The organism is Pseudomonas sp. Ma2-10, assembly GCF_054330215.1.
The window spans coordinates 44,532-65,637 of sequence record NZ_JBTEYL010000030.1; the positions used below are offsets into that span (position 1 = coordinate 44,532).

Below are 21,106 nucleotides of genomic sequence, written 5' to 3' on the forward strand. Positions count from 1 at the left end.
AATCAGGTCTGAGGCAGGAATGTGCACTCAGGCTGTGAGTGGGTAGCAGGAACGCAATTGGCGCTTGATTTCGGGTGATCCGCGTGCAGGCCCGGCGTTTCATTTACTTATTCTCGAATTCGAGCAGCTGAGATAACAATTTTTTATCAGCTGGCTGCTCTGTCGAAGTGCTGGTGGCGCCATGCACGTCAAGTGAATTGGACTATATGGGATAGGTAGTGATCTGTGTATCCGGTAAAATTTCATCATTGTTGATAATTTTAACTCATGATTAGGCGGGCGCTGACCAACTCCCCAGTTGGTTCTACGAGGTGCGGCATCTGTCGACACCATCGGTGATGGTGGAAGTCGGCCTGGGTGTCGCTGTGCTACCCAGTCTGGCAATGTCGATGGAGACGCTTCCAATCCTCGTCCAGCTTCCAGTGGTCGACCCTGTTATCAGCAGGCCCCTTGGATTGATGGGCCGCCATAGCTCGCCCCTGTCACCAGCCGCGGATAAGTTCGTGGACACGCTCTTGCACCAATGGCCAGGCTATACCTCTCAGACAGGTCGCCCAAAGTAAATGAGCAGGCGCACATCTGTGGCGCCGTTCAGTGAGGAGAAAGGGGGGGCAATTTACACCTTAAGCAGAATCATCGAAGGCACGCTGTGCGTCATCGGGCGCGAGGTAAATGCTGCTCGGTATTGAGCCAGGTTTGCAGCGTGACCTGGAACCTACCGAGCTTTGGTGGGGGCAGTTGCTGGCGTGCATACACCGGCTCAACCGTCGTGAGGAGATGCTTGCGCCCCGTTGGCCGGGAGAGTTTAAGGCTACGAGCAATTGCACTAATGCTCTCACCGCTAACCAGGTGTCGGTGCCGAATTTCGGCAGTTATATCCATCGATAACACCCCAGAATCTCCGGTCGAAAGACCGGATGGTTGCCCCCCCGGGAGTGGAAACTTTTGGACGCTGTTTACTCCGGAAATCTGGAAAGTTTTGCACGTTGATTAACAGTGCTGCGGGGAGCGACTCATTTAATGAGTGCTTAAATTTCTCTTAATTATGGATGGGTTAATTTTTAAGTATTTGAAATATCAAGTAAATTAAATCGTACCCGTCCAATCCATCATCGGGGCGACGGAGAAACGGCGGGACAGCGGGGCGGGTGTGGCGGTGATTAAGGGCATTGGCGGTTCTGAGATGGGTGAGGCTGGGAGGTGGGGAGTTTATCAGGATTGGGGTTGCTGGGTTTAGGCGAGTCTTGTAGTGGTCTGGAATTAGTTGACCGCTACAGACCGCTACACGTTGCTATTGAGCGCCTGTTCGGGCGCAAGCACCCATAGCGAATACTCGGAAGCCGCCCTGCCGTCTGCCGGTTTTGGTCCGGGGCCCACCAACAACCCCAATAAGATGAATTTCCATGGCAGTGCGCTCGGCAACAGCTTCGGCGAGTACAGCTGGGGGTTGTTGCACGACGATTAACGGCGGAAGTGTTTCCGCCGTTTTGCGTTTTGCCTGATGTGCCGTGTGCTTTAGGTTGGCGACTGCTGCGCGGTCGGACGCAGGCTTCGCCAGCTGCTACAAGGATTGTGTAGGTGGTGGCTATTTGGGAGCGGCTGTCGCTATCCATTGGCCCAATACTTTTTGGTAGTTGCCCGTGACTTTGGCCAGGTGCAGCCACTGATCAACGTACAACTTCCAGGTCATGTCATCACGCGGCAGCAAGTAAGCCTTTTCGCCGTACTGCATGAATTGCGTCGGGTTCACCGCGCACAAACCGGGTTTGAGTTTCTGCTGATACAGCGCTTCCGAAGCATCGGTGATCATCACGTCAGCCTTCTTGTCCAGCAGCTCCTGGAAGATGGTCACGTTGTCGTGAAGCCGTAATTGCGCCTTGGGTAGAAAGGCGTGAACAAAGGCTTCGTTGGTGCCGCCGGCCGGTTCGACCAAGCGAACCGAAGGCTGGTTGATTTGCTCGACGGTCTGGTACAACGCCTGATCTTCGCAGCGCACCAGCGGGATTTTGCCGTCGACGTCCAGCGTGGTGCTGAAGAAGGCTTTTTTCTGGCGTTCCAGCGTGACCGAGATGCCGCCGACGCCGATGTCGCATTTGCCCGCGAGCATGTCTGGCATCAGGGTTTTCCAGGTGGTCTGCACCCACTCGACTTTGACGCCTAGGCTGTCGGCCAACGAGCGGGCCATGGCGATGTCGATGCCCGAGTATTCGCCGTCTTCGGCTTTGACGGTATAGGGTTTGTAGTCGCCTGTTGTGCACACGCGCAGCTGGCCCTGTTGGATGACGCTGTTCAGATGCGATTGCTCTGCCTGAGCGCCAAACGATAGAGCGAGCAGGCCACCGAGCATCATTGTGCTTTTTAGGTTGTTCATTGTTATCCGGCTTCCATGATGGAGAGGGGGCAGAGAGTACTTACTTTCTGCTGCACCGCTCAACATCATCCTCGCGGGGGCGGACTCAGTGGCAGCAGCAACGCGAACCGCCGCCGCCAGATTTTTTCTTTACGCCTTCATGCTTGTCTTCTGTCAGTACGCTTGCTGGATACCCTGCCTCCTTCAGTGCCGATAACAGAACATCGCTCTCGGCTTCCCCGGTCACCTTGACCCGACCGGACGCCAGATCGACAGTCACTTCACCCACTCCGGCGAGCGGCTGTAACGCGGCGTTGATGTGTTTGACGCAACTCCCGCAGCTCATGCCTTCGACTTGCAGTTCAGTACTGTTCATTGCGTAAACCTCTTTTACTGTGAGTGGCAGTTGGCGTGATGGCCGTGAATCGATGGTTGACCTTGCCACGATGGCAAGGTCAAGCGCTTCTTTAAAAACGTCAGTTGCTCATCGGCATCTTCATCATGCTCGACTGCTGATCCATCATTTTCATCATCATGCCCATCATCTGGTCTGAGCCGTCCTTGCCGCCGGACATGCCTTTGCCCATTCCCATGCCTTGGCAATGGTTGTGCATCATGCCCATGCCGTCCTTCAGCGTGGCCATGCCTTCCTGCATGGCGGCCTGGCGTTCGGCCGGGGTTTTGGCGGCGATCATTTTTTCGTGGGCAGCCTGCATTTTTTGCATCTGTTCGCTCATGGCCTTGTCTTGCGTGGTGGCGGTGGCCGGTGTGGTTGGCGGTGTGTCGGGGTGATGTTCCTCGACGGCCAGAGCAACCAATGGGCTACTGATGAGCAGTGCGGCGACGAGTGCTTTGACGTGCGTATGCATGGCAATCTCCAGTGAGTCAGGGGCGTACAGGAAGTATTGAGCCGCGCTAAAGGGGGCGGCCGGAGTTCCGGGCGCTCGGAGCACGGTTTTAATTGTTGAGCCGAACGAAGCGCAGGCGTGCTGGCGGCCACGGTGCGAGCACTTGGCCGATCAGTAGTGGTAGGTGAGTGCGGAACCAGAGCATAGTGTGTACCCGATTCGAGGGATTACTTTGAGCTTAGTCCCGAACAAGAGGCCGTTATTGATCCGTATCAAGTGATGCCCCTTTAATTACACCTTCGATGCGCACGATCCTGGTCAACCCCACATCCGTCTCGAACACCGTCATCTCGATAGGCGGGCGCCGTTCGGCAAAGTCCGACTCCCCGCTCATGGCGCTCGCCATCATCACTATGCTGGCACCAGAAAGCAGCACACCCAGCACCGCCGCCCCCGTCCACGTTTGAACGTGACGTTACCGGTGATCGGGTGGGTGTCCGACGACACCGCGCGCCATTCGACTTTGTAGGCGCCGGTAGGCAGTGGCGAAAGCGGTGTGATGAGCATGGTTTTCGGATCGTTTCCACCAGAGACTTTGGCTTTCATGGGCATGGGGGCGTGCGCCATGCCGGGCGTTTCCGTCATGACCCGTTTTGCGTCGGAGAACGGGGTCATGAGGTTTCCGAGAAGTGCAGTTTCGGGTGTGTTTGCGCACCATGAACTCACCGCTCTTATCTTCGAGGTCGCTCCACATGCCGTGCAGATGGATCGGGTGGGTCATCATCGTGTCGTTGACCAGCACCACCCGAACCCGCTCGCCATATTTGAGGCGCGCGGGTTCGGCGTGTGCCATAACCCGAAGCCGCCTTGGAGCCCGCCCGCGGCAAGCCCCTTCACGAAGGTGCGTCTTGATGTGTTGGAGTGCATGCCGTTTTCCCGGTCCGTCAGCGTGGAGAGTGCTTGACGACGAGGCTAACGGGCGGTGCCTTTCAGCAGGCTGAGGCGCAGATTACAGTTTTGACAGGTTCAAACTGTGACTATTAGTGTGAGTTGGGCGTTGACGTTGCGGCGACAGTGCCGCCACCGCAATTGATATACGAAGACGACTTCAACCAGCGCTGATCTGGATAGTAGGAAAACAACAGCTGCCCGTCTTTCATCGAATCAATCAACTTGTGCGCAATCGCCGGCCGTACAGCCGGACAACCCAGGCTTCTACCGATCCGGCCATTCGCTCGGGCAAGAGCCGGACTGACATAGGGCGCCCCGTGAATCACGATCGCCCGCTCAAATGCGTTGTCATTGAAACCCGGCTCCAGACCTTCCATGCGCAAGGAATAACCGTTCTGGCCGACATAGCTCGACTGGGTGCGGTACAAACCGAGGCTGGTGGCAAAGCTTTCATTCTGGTTGGAGAACTTGACCGCCATGTTCTCGCCGCTGTTGCGGCCATGGGCAACCAGTTCGTGGAACAGTAATTTACGTTTTTTCAGATCGAACACCCACAACCGTTGTTCGGTCGAAGGCAGTGAGTAGTCGATGACAGCAAGTCTTTGGGCAGGTGCTTTACCTTGAGCCAAGCTGCATTGGGTGGCGCGTACGGCCAGCCCGATGACTTTGGCGTTAGCGCCAGGTGCGGCTTTGAGCAGCGCGGCTTCAAGCGAATCGGCGTAGGCTGCCGGTACCGAAACTAACGTCAGCAACAAGGCCGTGAATAGCAAACCAAAGCGGGCTAGCGCCATCTGTAAGTCTCACATTAATGTTTCGAGTCTAGCAGTGGGCGGGATGCTAGCCGTTGAATACGGGGCGATTAAGGATTATCCATGGGGCAGTTAACAAGGTTATTCGTCATAAGCCATATCTTTTTTATGGGCTTTCTGATCAGCGGCGCAGCCAATGCAGAAACTTCGCCGATTGAGACGGCATCTGCAGTCATCAGCAGAACTGGCGCAGCGCCTGACGATCTCGTCGCTCAAACGATTCAGGCGGCACTTGAGCCCTGGAGTTCATCGTTTCCACCCTTGCTCACTTCCCGTGGACACCACCGGGTGGATCCGAGTCGCGTGGTCATGGATTTTTACGTGCATCGGGGTTATCGCTCGGCCTGGGCGAACGACAGCGATGTCATCCAGTTACTGAAAAGCCTGAGCGAGACCCAGGTCGATGGGTTGGACCCTGCGGACTTTCATATTGATGAGTTGGCGAGCGCCAGAGCGTCGATGCAGGCAGCAGCGCCGACGTTGGCGCAACGAGCGGCGTTTGATATCGCGGCCACCCGGACCTTTATCACGGCGTTGCTGCAATTGCGGCGCGGCAAGGTTGACCCTTCGCGTCTGGACATCCATTGGAACTTCGACCCTGTCGGCGCCGATCCTCGTGGAGACATGAATAACTTGTTCGCCGCGCTCGATGCTCATGACGTGGCGCGCGCTTTCGCCGAAGCACCGCCACAAGAGACGGTTTACCGCAGCCTGCGCGTGGGTCTGGAACAACTGCGCAAGGTTCGGGACGATGGCGGCTGGCCGCAGATTGCCGAAGGCCAATCGCTCAGGCCAGGCATGGATAACGCCTCTGTCGCGCAGCTGCGAGCACGGTTGGTGGTGGGGGGTTATCTGGCCCCATCAGAGAAGCAACGCACTGATTACGACGAGCGCGTCACCGCAGCGGTGAAAAAGTATCAAACCGAGCAATACCTGGGGGCGGATGGCGTGGCGGGGGTTGCGACACTGGCTGCGTTGAATGTGCCCGTAGAGGCTCGGATAGACCAGGTTCGGGTGAACATGGAGCGTGCGCGGTGGTTGCTGTACAAACTTCAGGGCACTTTTGTCATCGTTGATATTGCGGGTTACAAGGTGGCGCTTTATCGCGACGGTAAGGCGATATGGCGTTCCCGGGTTCAGGTCGGTAAGCCGTTCCGCAGTACGCCGGTGTTTCAATCCGAGATTACTTATGTGACGTTCAACCCCACCTGGACTGTGCCACCGACCATCCTTGTCAAAGACATGCTGCCCAAGATTCAACGAAACCCTGGCTACCTTGCCGCCAACCGTATAAGAGCCCTTGATCGAGAGGGGAATGTGCTCGATCCGTCGACCGTCGACTGGGATAACGCGCGCGGTATCACGCTGCGACAGGATGCCGGGCCGGATAACTCACTGGGGCAGGTGGTCATTCGGTTTCCCAATGACTATTCGATTTACCTCCACGACACGCCGCATCGCGAGTTGTTTGCGCAATCACGCCGTGCCACCAGTTCAGGCTGCATACGAGTGGAAAACCCACTGCAGTTGGTTGAACTGCTGTTCAACGACCCGGTTCGTTGGAGCAGCGGCGGGATACAGGCCCGGTTGGCTAAGGGCAAGACCGAAAACATCCGGCTGCCCGTCAAGGTGCCGGTGCTGTTGGCTTACTGGACGGTGGACCTGAGTAACGATGGTCGAGTGATGTTTAAGCCGGATGTATACGGGTACGACTCCGCAGTACTGCGGGGACTGAATCTGCCTTCGGAATTGCCCGTTCTGGATGTGCAACGAGCAGGGACTTGCGCTGTCGCGACAGGGCAAAGCCGGCAATGGCTGTGAAGGATGCGGGACTGGCTATCCGTATGTAACGGGCAGGTCATCGTTGCGCCAACGAGGCAAGCGCTCTGCGTCCACCTTTGTGCGCCGTCGCAGATACAGAGATTAGCGAAGCCAAAAGGTTGGCTCACCCGTTGAAAGCTATCACAATGCAAAAATAGTCACTGATCATCGATGTAGAAGGATAGGAAATTGAAGATGGATGTTGCGCAAAAAAAGCCGTCATTCAACACCGATATGCTTGATGTGCATGACACTCGTTGAGTACCGCAACATCCAAAAAAAGTGCTGTATTTATCGTCGCCACGGGGGCGTCCGCTATAGATTTTTCGCCGGAAAAGTTTGCAGACGTTCCTATGATCACGATGAACGGCGCCACTTCCATGTTCTCCGGGACGGGCATCAAGCCGTTCTTTTATGCCTGTACGGATCAAGGCTTTTCCCGACAGCAACCCGAAGTGTTTTCAGAGGCCATGCGCATCAGTCAGCGGGTTGCACTGTGGCAAGAGCACATTTGGCATACGACGGTAGCGCCTGAAGGCGAACTGTATTTACTCGGTCGAGCGCCCAAGCTCTCCTGGACGGACCTGGTTTTCAGGGCCGATAAAGAACTCGTCAGAAGTCGCAAGCTCGGAAATGGTCGCAATAGAACCCTTGGTTTCAGCAAGAACCTTAAACGCGGTTTTTTTGATGCCCGTACCGTCGCTTATCTGGCTTTGCAGATTGCGTATCACGTGGGGTTTACCAAGGTGTTTCTGGTAGGCGTTGACTTGAATCAGTCTGTAAGCCGTTTTTACGAAGAGACCGACACATTAGCGTCGCCATGCCTGCTCGATCAGCATTTTTATACGAGAATCCTGCCGCCGTTCGAGATCATGTCGAAGTACGTCGTGGATGATGATTTTCAGGTCTACAACCTGACCAGCTCCTCAAGGATTCCGGGAGAGCTCATTCCCCGAGTGACGCTGGATGAGATCGACAAGATTATCTAGGCAGAACGTGCTAGGGCGCATTTTCACAGCGCGCTGCGGCGACTAGCCAAAGGGCATTTGCCCCATACCCCCCCGTAGACTAAGCTCACAAAAAATAAGGGTTTTTGGGTGTTGCCCATGCCTTACCCTTACAGGACGAGCTTTTGCCTATCCCTCTTCACGATCCGTACAACACCACCGGCGTCACGTTGAAACGGTTACCTCTGCGCAAAGCAGCGGTACTGTTTATTGCGGTCGTGTGCCTGAGCCTGTGCGGTTTGCTGTACCTGCAACTGGAGCAGTCGCGCCGGCATGACTTGGCATTGGCGCAAGTGGCGTCATCAAACCTGACGCGGGCCATGGCGCAGCAGGCCAAAGACACCTTCATGCAAGCCGATCTGGTGCTAACCAGTCTGGCCGACTGGATTCAGGCTGACGGTTTCGGCGCGCCCCAGAAGCCACGCTTGCAGAAAACGTTCGCCCGGCGGGTGCAGGCGCTGAATCAATTGCATGGGATATTTCTGTTCGACCAAAAGGGGCTGTGGGTCGTTACCTCTTTCGACGACCTGCCACGCGGATCTGGTGTGGGGGATCGCGATTATTTTAAGTTCCACCAGCAGAACGTCTCCTCCCTGGCGCACATCGGGCCGGCGATTCGCAGTCGGGAAAATGGCGAGTGGATCATTCCGATATCCAAACGTGTGAATGACAAAAAGGGCAATTTCCAGGGCGTCTTGTTGGCCGGAATTAAGATGGCGTACTTCGATCAGTTCTTCAAAAGTTTCAGTATTGATGACAACGGTTCGATGTTTTTGGGCTTGACTGACGGAACGCTACTGGCGCGACGGCCGTTTGTGGAATCGCTGATTGGCACATCACTGGCCAAGAGCGAGATCTTCGAGAAATTGCTGCCCAGCGCGCGCTCCGGTAACGCAATGTTCAACTCGCTGGTCGATGGTGTTGTGCGGTTGTATGGCTACCGTCAGCTCGACACTTATCCGCTGGTCGTGTCTGCGGCCTCGTCCAGGGATTCGATTCTCAAGGATTGGAACGACACCGCATTTCGCTCCACGGTCATCGTTGCCCTGGTGGTGTTGGGCGTGGGGCTGTTCGGTTGGATGTTCCTTTATCAGGTGCGTGTCGGGGAACGGGTCGAGGCGGATTTGCGCAAGGCAAAGGACGCGCTGAAGCTGATCGCGACTCACGACAGCCTGACCGGCCTGGCCAATCGCCGACTATTCGAGGGCGCGCTGGACATCGAGTTCGGCCGAGGCGCCCGGCAGTCGAGTTCGCTGAGCCTGATCATGCTCGATATCGATTACTTCAAACGCTATAACGACGCTTACGGCCATGTGGCGGGGGACCATTGCCTGGCTGAAGTGGCGCGGGCGGTGAAGGGGGGCTGCCATCGAAAAGCCGATTTGGCCGTGCGGTACGGCGGTGAGGAGTTTGCGGTATTGCTGCCCGACACCAACATTCACGGCGCGATGGTGATTGCCGAGCAGATCCGCCGCAGCGTCATGGACAAGAACATCATCCACAGCGGTTCACCCTCGGGCTTTGTGACGGTCAGTCTGGGTTGTTATTCGTTTGTGCCGACAGGTCGGGACAGCATGGAAGTGTTCATTGAACGTGCGGATGCGGCGCTGTATCAAGCCAAGCATTCGGGGCGAAACCGCTCGGCGGTGCTGTCGATGGAGGGTGGTGTCGAGGCATTGATGCGTTCGGATCGTTGAGGGGTGTCTCGAGGGTGTTTCACCCGTGCAACACCCCGGCCAGCCGGCTGTCTGCCTGTCAGATCCTCTTGAATTGATCGTCTAGAGTTGCGGTAGCCCTGCTGATCCCGGCAGGTCTTCCCACCGCACGGACGATCGCCAAAATGTTGATTACTCAAGCATTGACAGCCGTTGCTCTAACCGTTGCAGCCAGTGCCATCCTTCCGCTCGCGAGCCACGCTCAATCGAAAGTCACAGCCGAAGAAGCACACGCCATCGGCGTGGATGCCTACCTTTATTTGTACCCGCTGTTGACGATGGACATCACCCGCAAGCAATTTACCAACATCGAATCGGGCAAGGAATTCGGTAAAGGTCCGATGAATACCTTTGTCAGCGTGCCGCAGTATCCACCTGCAGATTTCAAAGGGGTGGTGCGCGCGAACTTTGACACCTTGTATTCCATTGCCTGGCTGGACTTGACCAAAGAACCACTGGTGATCGCAGCGCCCGATACAGCCGGGCGATTTTACCTACTGCCGATGCTCGACATGTGGACCGATGTGTTTGCCTCTCCGGGCTGGCGCACCACGGGCACCCAAGCGGGGCAGTTTCTGGTGACACCGCCGGGATGGACCGGGACGGTGCCTGCCGGACTGCACCATCTGCCGGCGCCTACGCCCTTTGTCTGGGTCATTGGCCGCACCAAGACCGACGGCGCTGCGGACTATGCGGCCGTGCACAAAATTCAGGCTGGCTATACCGTGACACCGCTGTCCCGACTGGGTAAAAGCCCCGAGCCGGTCAGCGTGAACATTGACCCGGCCGTGGACATGAAGACCCCGCCCAAGATCCAGGTGGACTCAATGTCGGTGGCCGACTACTTCGCCTACGCTGCCGAATTGCTCAAAGTGCACCCTGCGCACATCACCGATCAACCGATCCTGGCGCAGATGAAGCGTATCGGCATCGAGCCCGGAAAATCCTTCAACATGGACGCGCTGGACCCTGACATCAAAGCAGCGCTTCTGACCGTGCCCGAAGACGCGAAGACGTTGATGACGTGGAAAGTTCCAACCGTCGCTCGCGTAGTCAACGGCTGGTCGATGAACACCGACACCATGGGTGTCTACGGCAACTACTACCTCAAGCGCGCAATCGTTGCGCAGATCGGGCTCGGCGCCAACTTGCCCGAAGATGCGGTTTATCCGCTGAACATCGGCGATGTCGAAGGCAAGCCACTCGATGGTGCGAACAAGTACGTGCTGCATTTCGACAAGGGTGAAACACCGCCGGTGAACGCATTCTGGTCGATCACCCTGTACGACCCTGAGGGTTTCCAGGTCGGCAATGCGCTCAACCGCTTTGCACTCAGTAGCTGGATGTCGTTCAAGACGAACGCCGACGGTTCGCTGGACATCTACTTCCAGCACGAAAACCCCGGCAAGGACCTTGAAGCCAATTGGCTGCCGGCCCCTGAGGGCGGGTTCAATCTGACCATGCGTTTGTATGGGCCCAAGCCCGAGGTTTTGAACGGCAAGTGGAATCCACCGCCGGTCAAGCCAACCTAGTCCCGCGCTTCATGCCCATAAGCGGCCGACGATCATCGGCTGCTATACGCGTCCAACGGCGGGTCCCCGCTCAAGGGTTATTGTTGGGCGCCATTGTCGAACCACCGATTGAGCCCGATGGGGTGCCGGTGGCATCAGCGCTATCCCCTGTACCTGGCCAACGGCAACCCGCGGCCGGGGCCGAAGTTCGATTACACGCGAGGTTGAGATTGAAGTGGGTCGCGATTGGCTAAATCAATTGTCAGTCGAGGCGCTTTATCCCTTATACATGGCGCCCATTGGCGGAGAAATCCGGCCCCGGCATAAGGACTGAGCAATGAGCGAGCCACACCTGACGGACCTTGCGTTGTACCTGCAGCGCCTGGGCTTCGACGCGCCTCCGCCGCCAACCCTGGAAGCCCTGCGCCAACTTCAACTGCGCCACACCAGCGCTTTCCCGTTCGAAAACCTCACCACGTTGTCCGGCCAGCCGGTGCTCATCGACCTGCCGTCCATTGAGCAAAAGGTCCTGCACGATGGCCGCGGCGGGTACTGCTACGAACTCAACAACCTGTTTCTGGCCTTGCTCCAGGCACTGGGCTTCGATGCTCGCGGCATCTCCGGCCGAGTGGTCATGGGCCAGCCCGAAGGCGCGTGGACCGCTCGTACACACCGTTTGAGCCTGGTAACCCTGGACGGCGTGCGCTACATCACTGACGTCGGTTTCGGCGGCATGGTGCCCACCGCACCGCTGATGCTCGATACCCCGGCCGAACAGTTCACCCCTCACGAACCCTATCGCATCGAGCAGCACGAGGATGGCTACACCCTGCGCGCCAACGTCGGCGGCGAATGGCGTGCGATGTACATTTTCGATTTGCAGCGTCAGGAAGACATCGATTACGCCGTTGGTAACTGGTATGTCTCGACCCACCCCGAATCGTCGTTCGCCAGGCAACTGATGGTGGCGCGCACTGGCGAAGGGTGGCGCCGTACGCTGAACAACGGCAGTTTTGCGATTCATCGGGTCGGCAGTGAGACTGAGCGGCGGCAGGTGACTGATGTGGATGAATTGATGGATTTGTTGCGCAGTGAGTTCAGTATTCGGGTGCCGCGGGAGACGGCGTTGCGTCGGGTTATTGAAAGGCTGATTCAACAACCCTGAGCCACATTTCGCCCCTGAACCTCACAGCTCCAGCCCCTCCTGCACCACTGAAAGCAGAGTGTCTTCGGTCATGGCGACCGCATCCGGTTGTTGCCCGGGTTGATCGATCGCCTGCAGCCACCACTGTGTCTCGCCGTGTTCGTTCACGGTTCGCAACAGTGCCTTTCCCTGAGGGTGGATCTCGACCCGTCCGGCGCCATCTTCAGTGAAGCGTGCGATGGGGTCGAAGGTGATGCCGTGGTGATTGCCTTCAATCATGTCCGTAATTGTCCGCCAGGGCTGCGGAGCGGCAGAGTTTATCAGGGAAGGTGCGGCGCAAGTCTCTGGTGTGGAATGGACAAGTGTCCATCATCTGGCTGATAAGCTGTATACAACTCTATAGACATTTGTCCTTGGTCTTGCATACAGTGTGCGCATAACAAAAACCAGGGAACCCCCCAACCATGAAAACGCCCCATGTTTCACACCAACGACCTGAGGACGAAAATCTCGGGATCGGCGCGAATATGGCTTACGGCCTGCAACACGTTCTGACCATGTACGGCGGCATCGTCGCGGTGCCTTTGATCATCGGCCAAGCGGCCGGGCTCTCGCCGGCGGACATCGGTTTGTTGATTGCTGCTTCACTGTTTGCGGGGGGCTTGGCGACATTACTGCAAACGCTTGGCTTACCGTTTTTTGGCTGCCAATTGCCGCTGGTACAGGGCGTGTCGTTCTCTGGCGTCGCGACGATGGTGGCGATTGTCAGCAGTGGCGGGGAGGGCGGGTTTCAATCGATTCTCGGGGCGGTGATTGCTGCGTCGTTGATCGGCCTGCTGATCACGCCGGTGTTCTCTCGAATCACCAAGTTTTTTCCGCCGCTGGTCACGGGCATTGTGATCACCACCATCGGTCTGACTCTAATGCCAGTGGCTGCACGCTGGGCCATGGGCGGCAACAGCCATGCCCCGGACTTCGGCAGCATGGCGAACATCGGTCTGGCGGCGGTGACGCTGGTGCTGGTGCTGCTGTTGAGCAAGATTGGCAGCGCGACCATCTCCCGCTTGTCGATCCTGCTGGCGATGGTTATCGGCACGGTGATTGCGGTGTTCCTCGGCATGGCAGACTTCTCGTCTGTCACTCAAGGCCCGATGTTCGGCTTTCCGACACCCTTCCATTTCGGCATGCCGACCTTCCACTTCGCCGCGATTCTGTCGATGTGCATCGTGGTCATGGTGACCTTGGTGGAAACCTCGGCTGACATCCTGGCAGTGGGTGAAATCATCGGCACCAAAGTCGACTCCAAACGCCTGGGGAACGGCCTGCGCGCCGACATGCTGTCGAGCATGATCGCGCCGATCTTCGGTTCCTTCACCCAAAGTGCCTTCGCCCAGAACGTCGGGCTAGTGGCGGTGACCGGGATCAAGAGCCGTTTCGTGGTGGCTACCGGTGGTTTGTTTCTGGTGATCCTCGGGTTGCTGCCGTTTATGGGCCGGGTTATCGCCGCTGTACCGACTTCGGTCCTCGGCGGCGCCGGTATCGTGCTGTTCGGCACCGTGGCGGCCAGCGGTATTCGTACGCTGTCCAAGGTCGACTACCGCAACAACGTCAACCTGATCATCGTCGCCACCTCCATCGGCTTCGGCATGATCCCCATCGCTGCGCCGAATTTCTACGACCACTTCCCAAGCTGGTTCGCTACGATCTTCCACTCGGGCATCAGCTCCTCGGCGATCATGGCCATCGTGCTGAACCTGGCCTTCAACCACCTCACTGCCGGCAACTCCGATCAGCAGTCGGTGTTCGCGGCCGGTACTGAGCGCGTCCTGCGTTATCAAGATCTGGCAGCGTTGCGCGAAGGGGATTATTTCAGTGCAGGCAAACTGCGTGACTGCGACGGGAATGAGATTCCGGTGGTGGAGGCGGGCCATGAGTCGAGCGAGCATCGAGCGGCTCATGCCAAAAGCAGTGAGCATGTCTGACAGTTGTATTCGCTTAAAAGACGGGTGAATCAAAAAAGCCCCTGAATCTTTCGATTCAGGGGCTTTTCGATATTACTGTCTGGCTCCACGACCTGGACTCGAACCAGGGACCCAGTGATTAACAGTCACTTGCTCTACCAACTGAGCTATCGCGGAATGGCGTGTATGTTACTGATTCAAAAAGAGAAGTCAAGCATCTGTTGGCAATTGGGCGGGTTCATGGGGCGGACGGTGGTTTATCGACCGTGGGCGGTTACCAGAATCGCTTCAGAGGTCTACCATGGCCGCCCGGAAGTGGTTACACGCGCTGCCGGCCATTCGCCGAAAAGGTACGCGCCATGAATCACCCAATCATCACACCTCATTACAACGGGGTGTTCGCATGAGCATCGCTCAGATCAGCCTGCCCAAAGGTGTCGGCCCTCACGCCGAAAAACTGTTCGACGCAATCACTCAGGCCAGCACCGCTGACGAATTGAACCGTGCCGGTGGCAAGGCCGAAGGATTTGTCCTGGGTCTGGAAAGCACCAAGGCCATCAAAAGCCAGGTCGCCGAATCGCTCTACGTTGCCTATGACGACGCTGCCAGCCAGCGCGCAACCGAACTGGTCTAACCGCCGAAGGTGACAGTGGCGAGCATCAGTTTGGCGTACAGCATCGTTGCGGCCAGTTGCACCAGCCACAAGGCCAGACCGCCGAGAAACACGCCAGCAGCGACTTGCATCACAAGGTTGTTACTGCGTTTGGCCGGGGTGCGAGGCATGAAGTGGTCCAGCTCATCGCGGTCGGCGCGTAGGTCGTCGTTTTTCATATCGGCTCTCACCAGTTGATAGGTAGGCAGTCTAGAGCGCCCGGTCGCCGGGCTGAGTGTTTTCTGAGGCGATTAAAAAACGGGAAGCCCTAGGGGTTCCCGTTTTTTCCCACTCGACGATTCAGATCACTGCAACGATGGCCTTGGTCACAGCGTCGATGTTGCTCTGGTTCAGCGCTGCCACGCAGATGCGGCCGGTGTCCAGGGCATAGATACCGAACTCGCTGCGCAGGCGGGTCACTTGCTCAACCGTCAGGCCGGAGTAGGAGAACATGCCGCGCTGACGACCGACGAAGCTGAAATCACGCTGTGGCGCTTGCTTTGCCAGTTGCTCAACCATCTGGATGCGCATGCCGCGAATCCGCAGACGCATTTCAGCCAGTTCTTCTTCCCACTGGGCACGCAGTTCCGGGCTGTTCAATACCGCAGCAACGATGCTTGCACCGTGGGTCGGCGGGTTGGAGTAGTTGGTGCGGATCACGCGTTTGACTTGGGACAGCACGCGCGCGCTTTCTTCTTTCGATTCGCTGACGATCGACAGGGCGCCAACGCGCTCGCCGTACAACGAGAAGGATTTGGAGAACGAGCTGGAGACGAAAAAAGTCAGGCCCGATTCAGCGAACAGGCGTACAGCCGCGGCGTCTTCGTCGATGCCGTCGCCAAAGCCCTGGTAGGCCATGTCGAGGAACGGTACGTGACCTTTGGCTTTCACCACGTCCAGAACGTTTTTCCAGTCCGCCGGGCTCAGGTCCACACCGGTCGGGTTGTGGCAGCACGCGTGCAGGACAACGATGGAGCCGGACGGCAGGGCGTTCAAGTCTTCCAGCAGGCCAGCACGGTTCACATCGTGGGTCGCGGCGTCGTAATAGCGATAGTTCTGCACCGGGAAACCGGCCGTTTCGAACAGCGCGCGGTGGTTTTCCCAGCTTGGGTCGCTGATCGCCACGACGGCGTTCGGCAGCAGTTGCTTGAGGAAGTCAGCACCGATTTTCAGTGCGCCAGTACCGCCAACGGCTTGGGTGGTGATGACACGGCCAGTGGCAATCAGAGGCGAGTCATTGCCAAACAGCAGTTTCTGTACGGCCTGGTCGTAGACAGCAATGCCGTCGATCGGCAAGTAGCCACGGGAAGCGTGTTGAGCGACGCGAATCGTCTCGGCTTCGACAACGGCGCGCAGGAGTGGAATTCGCCCCTCCTCGTTGCAGTAAACACCGACCCCCAGGTTGACCTTGTTGGTGCGGGTATCGGCGTTGAATGCTTCGTTGAGGCCCAGGATTGGATCGCGTGGTGCCATTTCGACAGCGGAGAACAGGCTCATTTTGCGGCGGCTCTGAATGGAAAGTGGAGGGACGTGTCGCGCTCCAGCCGAATGCACTAGAGCGGTGCACAAACGGGGAGCTAGTATAGAGGCCATCTGCGATTGATGGCGACAGACGATTCGGCTTTTGCGGTAAGTTTTTCCGATTATTTCTCGACCGTTAGTCGATTGGCATCGTTAAAGGTTTTGCCCGATGTAGGACGTTTGCCTTGAAAGCTAGGGCAATCGGCTCCACATTGAGCGCAATCCAGTTTTTTCCTCGGGCGACATCGGTCGTTTGCGGTCTTTCCCGTTGCTGCCCGGTTCGCCCGGACAGGCGCGACTCCTGCTTCGAAAACCGAGAGGTATTTCATGTCTGAATTCCAGCTAGTCACCCGCTTCGAGCCCGCCGGCGATCAGCCGGAAGCCATCCGCCTGATGGTCGAGGGCATCGAAGCCGGGCTGGCGCACCAGACGTTGCTCGGTGTGACCGGTTCGGGCAAGACCTTCAGTATTGCCAACGTGATCGCCCAGGTTCAACGTCCAACCTTGGTGCTGGCACCCAACAAGACCCTGGCTGCGCAGTTGTACGGTGAATTCAAGGCGTTCTTCCCGAACAACGCGGTCGAATACTTCGTTTCGTACTACGACTACTACCAGCCCGAAGCGTATGTGCCGTCGTCGGACACCTTCATCGAGAAAGACGCCTCGATCAACGACCACATCGAGCAAATGCGGCTGTCCGCGACCAAGGCACTGCTGGAGCGCAAAGACGCGATCATCGTCACCACGGTGTCGTGCATCTACGGTCTGGGCAGTCCGGAAACTTATTTGAAGATGGTTCTGCACGTGGATCGTGGCGACAAGCTCGATCAGCGTGCGTTACTGCGTCGCTTGGCAGACTTGCAGTACACCCGCAACGATATGGAGTTCGCCCGCGCGACCTTTCGGGTGCGCGGCGATGTGATCGATATTCACCCGGCGGAATCCGATTTCGAAGCGATCCGTATCGAGCTGTTCGATGACGAAGTCGAGAGTCTGTCGGCCTTCGATCCGCTGACCGGCGAAGTGATCCGCAAGCTGCCGCGTTTCACGTTCTATCCGAAAAGCCACTACGTGACCCCGCGAGAAACCCTGCTGGGTGCCGTCGAAGGGATCAAAGTCGAGTTGCAGGAACGCCTGGACTATCTGCGGTCCACCAATAAACTCGTTGAGGCCCAGCGCCTGGAGCAGCGTACCCGTTTTGACCTGGAGATGATCCTCGAACTGGGTTACTGCAACGGCATCGAAAACTACTCGCGCTACCTGTCGGGCCGTGAATCCGGCCAGGCGCCGCCAACGTTATTTGACTACCTGCCGGCTGACGCCTTGCTGGTGATCGATGAATCCCACGTCAGCGTGCCGCAGGTCGGCGCCATGTATAAGGGCGACCGTTCGCGCAAAGAGACGCTGGTGGAATACGGTTTTCGTCTGCCGTCCGCCCTGGATAACCGGCCGATGCGCTTCGACGAGTTTGAAATCATCAGCCCGCAGACGATCTTTGTCTCGGCTACGCCGGGCAATTACGAGGCAGAACACGCCGGTCGTGTGGTCGAGCAACTGGTCCGCCCGACAGGCCTGGTGGACCCGCAAATCGAAATCCGCCCGGCGCTGACCCAGGTCGACGATCTGCTCTCGGAAATCGGCAAGCGCGTCGCGCTGGAGGAGCGGGTGCTGGTCACCACGCTGACCAAGCGCATGTCTGAAGACTTGACCGATTACCTGGCCGACCACGGCGTGCGGGTGCGTTATCTGCACTCGGACATCGACACGGTGGAGCGGGTCGAAATCATCCGCGACCTGCGCCTGGGCACATTTGATGTGCTGGTGGGGATCAACCTGCTGCGTGAAGGCCTGGACATGCCGGAAGTCTCGCTGGTGGCGATTCTCGATGCGGACAAAGAAGGCTTCCTGCGTTCCGAGCGCTCGCTGATCCAGACCATCGGCCGGGCGGCGCGAAATCTCAATGGTCGGGCGATTCTCTATGCGGATCGCATCACCGGTTCCATGGAGCGGGCGATCGGCGAAACCGAACGTCGCCGCGACAAGCAGATTGCCTTTAACCTGGCCAATGGCATCACGCCCAGGGGCGTGTTCAAGGACGTTGCCGACATCATGGAAGGCGCCACCGTGCCCGGTTCGCGCAGCAAGAAGCGCAAAGGCATGGCCAAGGCCGCCGAGGAAAACGCCAAGTACGAAGCACAATTGCGCTCGCCGGGCGAGATCGCCAAGCGTATCAAGGCGCTGGAAGAGAAAATGTACCAACTCGCCCGCGACCTGGAGTTCGAAGCAGCGGCGCAGATGCGCGACGAGATTGGCAAGTTGCGTGAGCGGTTGATCACCGTCTGATATGTGGTGCCTGACAGGGCCTTATCGCGAGCGGATTCTAATCTGCTTCGCCAGCCTTCAATCCCGCCGGCAATGCCTTGGTCAGCAACACCGCCAGCATGCTGATCGCCAGTGCAATCCCGACAAAGTCAAACGCATCGTTGTAAGCCATGATCGACGCCTGCTGATGCGCAATGTCACTGAGCTTGCCCAGCGCTGCCGTCTCACTGCCCAACCGATCCGTCAGCGACGCCGCGCGCTCGGCCACCTGCGGGTTGGTCGGCACAATCGCTTCACGTAAATAATCAAAGTAAATCTTGGTTCGCGCATCCAGTAGCGTGGCCAGGAGGGCGATACCCAGCGCGCGGATGATCTGGATTTGATTGAGCTGCGGCCCGGCGAAGTCCGGGTTCAACACCCCCGACGAAAAACTTGCCAATCCAGATAGCCCGAAACCCAATGTGCACAGCCATTTCGGCGAGACGTCCTTCATCCGCTTCTCATGGGCAGGCTGTCATCGAGAAGCTGTAAGGAAAGTTATCAGTGGTCAAATCTGGCATGCAGCGAATGATGGGTAAATGCCATCGACTGACAATCGACCACTCACCAAGGCTCGAGCGCGTTGTAGACGCAACCTTGGCTTAAATGCCCTGCTCACTGGAGCCGAGCGGGCAACGCCTGTTACCATTCGCCCTTTGTTTTATCTTCATTTCGAGACTTGCCATGACCACCGTCCGCACTCGCATCGCGCCATCGCCTACCGGGGATCCCCACGTAGGTACCGCTTACATCGCTTTGTTCAACTACTGCTTTGCCAAGCAGCATGGCGGTGAGTTCATCCTGCGGATCGAAGACACCGACCAGTTGCGTTCAACACGCGAGTCGGAACAACAGATCTTCGACGCCCTGCGCTGGTTGGGTATCGACTGGAGCGAAGGCCCGGACGTTGGCGGCCCGCACGGTCCTTACCGTCAGAGCGAGCGCGGCGACATCTATCAGAAGTACTGCCAGCAACTGGTTGAAATGGGCCATGCCTTCCCGTGCTTCTGTACCGCCGAAGAACTGGACCAGATGCGCGCCGAGCAAATGGCCCGCGGCGAAACCCCGCGTTACGACGGCCGTGCGCTGTTGCTGTCCAAGGAAGAAGTCGCTTCCCGCCTGGCCGCTGGCGAGCCGCACGTGATCCGCATGAAGGTGCCGAGCGAAGGCGTGTGCGTGGTGCCGGACATGCTGCGTGGCGATGTCGAAATCCCGTGGGATCGTATGGACATGCAAGTGCTGATGAAGACTGACGGCCTGCCGACGTACTTCCTGGCCAATGTGGTCGACGACCACCTGATGGGTATCACTCACGTCCTGCGCGGCGAGGAGTGGCTGCCCTCGGCGCCGAAACTGATTCTGCTGTACGAATACTTCGGCTGGGAACAACCGGAACTGTGCTACATGCCGCTGCTGCGTAACCCGGACAAGAGCAAGCTGTCCAAGCGCAAGAACCCGACTTCGGTGACGTTCTACGAGCGCATGGGCTTCATGCCGGAAGCGATGCTCAACTACCTGGGGCGCATGGGTTGGTCGATGCCGGACGAGCGCGAGAAGTTCTCGTTGCAGGAAATGGTCGATAACTTCGACCTGAGCCGTGTTTCGCTGGGCGGGCCGATTTTCGACGTCGAGAAGCTGTCGTGGCTCAACGGTCAGTGGCTGCGTGACCTGCCGGTGGAAGAGTTCGCTTCGCGCCTGCAAACATGGGCGCTGAACCCGGAGTACATGATGAAGATCGCGCCGCACGTGCAGGGTCGGGTTGAAACCTTCAGCCAGGTCGCACCGCTGGCCGGTTTCTTCTTCGCCGGTGGCGTGAACCCGGACGCCAAGCTGTTTGAATCCAAGAAACTGTCGGGCGATCAGGTTCGTCAGTTGATGCAGTTGATTTTGTGGAAGCTGGAAAGCCTGCGTCAGTGGGAGAAGGACAGCATCACCGCAACGATTCAAGCGGTGGTCGAATCCCTGGAGCTGAAGTTGCGTGATGCCATGCCACTGATGTTTGCTGCAATCACTGGTCAGGCCAGTTCGGTATCGGTGCTGGATGCGATGGAAATCCTCGGTCCGGACCTGACTCGTTTCCGTCTGCGTCAGGCGATTGACCTGCTGGGTGGCGTGTCGAAGAAAGAAAACAAGGAATGGGAAAAACTCCTGGGCAACATCGCCTGAGGAAGTTTGACCCCGCGGGAACTGCCGAAGGCTGCGATCATTTGATCGTGATCTTCGGCGCTCACCCCCGATTTTCCGGGGGGAGGGCGGTAAGTGATTGTTATGTCGGCAAAAAACTTTGAAATATTTTAAAAATAAGTTTGACAGCTTTCCTGTCCGCCATTAAGATTCGCCCCGTCCTCAGCGATGAGGGGCTATAGCTCAGCTGGGAGAGCGCCTGCATGGCATGCAGGAGGTCAACGGTTCGATCCCGTTTAGCTCCACCAATTTTACAGTTCAAGGTCTGGCC

17 protein-coding genes, 2 tRNA genes and 6 pseudogenes are annotated in these 21,106 nt (G+C 57.6%); 12 read left to right on the forward strand and 13 right to left on the reverse strand.

Translation table 11 applies throughout. The features are described 5' to 3' along the window. Positions 1-308: 308 nt before the first annotated feature. Together ACXPVS_RS24625 and ACXPVS_RS24630 are read left to right on the forward strand one after the other, a co-directional pair. Positions 309-563: pseudogene (locus ACXPVS_RS24625) on the forward strand (LysR substrate-binding domain-containing protein); the annotation flags it as partial. A gap of 701 nt (positions 564-1,264) precedes the next feature. Further along, a complete protein-coding gene (locus ACXPVS_RS24630; RefSeq protein ID WP_458512222.1) occupies positions 1,265-1,465 on the forward strand; it encodes a hypothetical protein in 201 nt (66 codons plus the stop codon). A gap of 120 nt (positions 1,466-1,585) precedes the next feature. Here ACXPVS_RS24630 and ACXPVS_RS24635 read toward each other — a convergent pair whose 3' ends face one another. The 8 genes and pseudogenes from ACXPVS_RS24635 to ACXPVS_RS24670 all read right to left on the reverse strand — a co-directional run bounded on the left by ACXPVS_RS24635 (position 1,586) and on the right by ACXPVS_RS24670 (position 4,940). Continuing rightward, entirely contained in the window at positions 1,586-2,371 is a 786-nt protein-coding gene (locus ACXPVS_RS24635) for a transporter substrate-binding domain-containing protein (protein ID WP_458512223.1), read from the reverse strand. 85 nt (positions 2,372-2,456) lie between these two features. After that, positions 2,457-2,726: a heavy-metal-associated domain-containing protein gene (locus tag ACXPVS_RS24640; protein ID WP_458512224.1), complete on the reverse strand. Its 270-nt coding sequence runs from the start codon at positions 2,724-2,726 to the stop codon at positions 2,457-2,459. A gap of 100 nt (positions 2,727-2,826) precedes the next feature. Continuing rightward, entirely contained in the window at positions 2,827-3,219 is a 393-nt protein-coding gene (locus ACXPVS_RS24645; protein ID WP_458512225.1) for a hypothetical protein, read from the reverse strand. 268 nt (positions 3,220-3,487) lie between these two features. Continuing rightward, positions 3,488-3,652: pseudogene (locus tag ACXPVS_RS24650) on the reverse strand (copper homeostasis membrane protein CopD); the annotation flags it as partial. Positions 3,653-3,660: 8 nt separating this feature from the next. Further along, positions 3,661-3,879 (reverse strand): annotated as a pseudogene (locus ACXPVS_RS24655) (copper resistance protein CopC); the annotation flags it as partial. Continuing rightward, positions 3,824-4,042 (reverse strand): annotated as a pseudogene (locus ACXPVS_RS24660) (multicopper oxidase domain-containing protein); the annotation flags it as partial. The pseudogenes ACXPVS_RS24655 and ACXPVS_RS24660, both read right to left, overlap by 56 nt. Further along, entirely contained in the window at positions 3,979-4,125 is a 147-nt protein-coding gene (locus tag ACXPVS_RS24665) for a twin-arginine translocation signal domain-containing protein (RefSeq protein WP_458512226.1), read from the reverse strand. The gene ACXPVS_RS24665 and the pseudogene ACXPVS_RS24660, both read right to left, overlap by 64 nt. Before the next feature lie 113 nt (positions 4,126-4,238). After that, entirely contained in the window at positions 4,239-4,940 is a 702-nt protein-coding gene (locus ACXPVS_RS24670) for a murein L,D-transpeptidase catalytic domain family protein (protein WP_458512227.1), read from the reverse strand. 81 nt (positions 4,941-5,021) lie between these two features. On the opposite strand from ACXPVS_RS24670, the gene ACXPVS_RS24675 reads away from it, so the two are divergent. The 5 genes from ACXPVS_RS24675 (at position 5,022) to ACXPVS_RS24695 (ending at position 12,177) form a co-directional block, all read left to right on the forward strand. Further along, a complete protein-coding gene (locus tag ACXPVS_RS24675; protein ID WP_458512228.1) occupies positions 5,022-6,779 on the forward strand; it encodes a L,D-transpeptidase family protein in 1,758 nt (585 codons plus the stop codon). A gap of 257 nt (positions 6,780-7,036) precedes the next feature. Then, positions 7,037-7,768 (forward strand): lipopolysaccharide biosynthesis protein, encoded by a 732-nt coding sequence (locus ACXPVS_RS24680; protein ID WP_458512229.1) that lies wholly within the window; start codon positions 7,037-7,039, stop codon positions 7,766-7,768. Positions 7,769-7,911: 143 nt separating this feature from the next. Next, positions 7,912-9,483 carry a sensor domain-containing diguanylate cyclase gene (locus ACXPVS_RS24685; protein ID WP_458512230.1) on the forward strand — a complete coding sequence of 524 codons (1,572 nt, stop codon included), beginning with the start codon at positions 7,912-7,914 and terminating at the stop codon, positions 9,481-9,483. 143 nt (positions 9,484-9,626) lie between these two features. Continuing rightward, entirely contained in the window at positions 9,627-11,033 is a 1,407-nt protein-coding gene (locus tag ACXPVS_RS24690) for a DUF1254 domain-containing protein (protein ID WP_458512231.1), read from the forward strand. Between the two features lie 316 nt (positions 11,034-11,349). Continuing rightward, positions 11,350-12,177, forward strand: coding sequence for an arylamine N-acetyltransferase family protein (locus ACXPVS_RS24695; protein WP_458512232.1), 828 nt, complete (start codon positions 11,350-11,352; stop codon positions 12,175-12,177). A gap of 21 nt (positions 12,178-12,198) precedes the next feature. On the opposite strand, the pseudogene ACXPVS_RS24700 reads toward ACXPVS_RS24695, so the two are convergent. Further along, a pseudogene (locus ACXPVS_RS24700) lies at positions 12,199-12,435 on the reverse strand (hypothetical protein); the annotation flags it as partial. A gap of 185 nt (positions 12,436-12,620) precedes the next feature. On the opposite strand from ACXPVS_RS24700, the gene ACXPVS_RS24705 reads away from it, so the two are divergent. After that, on the forward strand, positions 12,621-14,138 hold the full coding sequence (locus ACXPVS_RS24705) for a nucleobase:cation symporter-2 family protein (protein WP_458512233.1): 1,518 nt from the start codon (positions 12,621-12,623) through the stop codon (positions 14,136-14,138). 80 nt (positions 14,139-14,218) lie between these two features. Here ACXPVS_RS24705 and ACXPVS_RS24710 read toward each other — a convergent pair. Next, a tRNA-Asn gene (locus tag ACXPVS_RS24710) sits at positions 14,219-14,294 on the reverse strand. Between the two features lie 226 nt (positions 14,295-14,520). Here ACXPVS_RS24710 and ACXPVS_RS24715 point away from each other — a divergent pair. After that, positions 14,521-14,751: a hypothetical protein gene (locus ACXPVS_RS24715; RefSeq protein WP_458512234.1), complete on the forward strand. Its 231-nt coding sequence runs from the start codon at positions 14,521-14,523 to the stop codon at positions 14,749-14,751. Here ACXPVS_RS24715 and ACXPVS_RS24720 read toward each other — a convergent pair. Both ACXPVS_RS24720 and ACXPVS_RS24725 read right to left on the reverse strand, forming a co-directional pair. Further along, on the reverse strand, positions 14,748-14,948 hold the full coding sequence (locus tag ACXPVS_RS24720; protein ID WP_458512235.1) for a hypothetical protein: 201 nt from the start codon (positions 14,946-14,948) through the stop codon (positions 14,748-14,750). The two genes, ACXPVS_RS24715 and ACXPVS_RS24720, sit on opposite strands and share 4 nt — an antisense overlap. Before the next feature lie 121 nt (positions 14,949-15,069). Next, the gene (locus ACXPVS_RS24725; RefSeq protein WP_458512236.1) at positions 15,070-16,266 is read right to left on the reverse strand and encodes an amino acid aminotransferase; all 1,197 of its coding nucleotides are present in this window, start codon (positions 16,264-16,266) and stop codon (positions 15,070-15,072) included. A gap of 351 nt (positions 16,267-16,617) precedes the next feature. Here ACXPVS_RS24725 and uvrB point away from each other — a divergent pair, with 351 nt between their 5' ends. After that, a complete protein-coding gene (gene uvrB, locus ACXPVS_RS24730; RefSeq protein ID WP_458512237.1) occupies positions 16,618-18,633 on the forward strand; it encodes an excinuclease ABC subunit UvrB in 2,016 nt (671 codons plus the stop codon). 37 nt (positions 18,634-18,670) lie between these two features. Here the strand turns inward: uvrB and ACXPVS_RS24735 are convergent. Beyond that, positions 18,671-19,123 (reverse strand): annotated as a pseudogene (locus ACXPVS_RS24735) (EmrB/QacA family drug resistance transporter); the annotation flags it as partial. Between the two features lie 212 nt (positions 19,124-19,335). Here ACXPVS_RS24735 and gltX point away from each other — a divergent pair. Beyond that, positions 19,336-20,817: a glutamate--tRNA ligase gene (gltX, locus tag ACXPVS_RS24740; protein ID WP_458512238.1), complete on the forward strand. Its 1,482-nt coding sequence runs from the start codon at positions 19,336-19,338 to the stop codon at positions 20,815-20,817. Positions 20,818-21,007: 190 nt separating this feature from the next. Next, a tRNA-Ala gene (locus ACXPVS_RS24745) sits at positions 21,008-21,083 on the forward strand. Positions 21,084-21,106 lie beyond the last annotated feature (23 nt).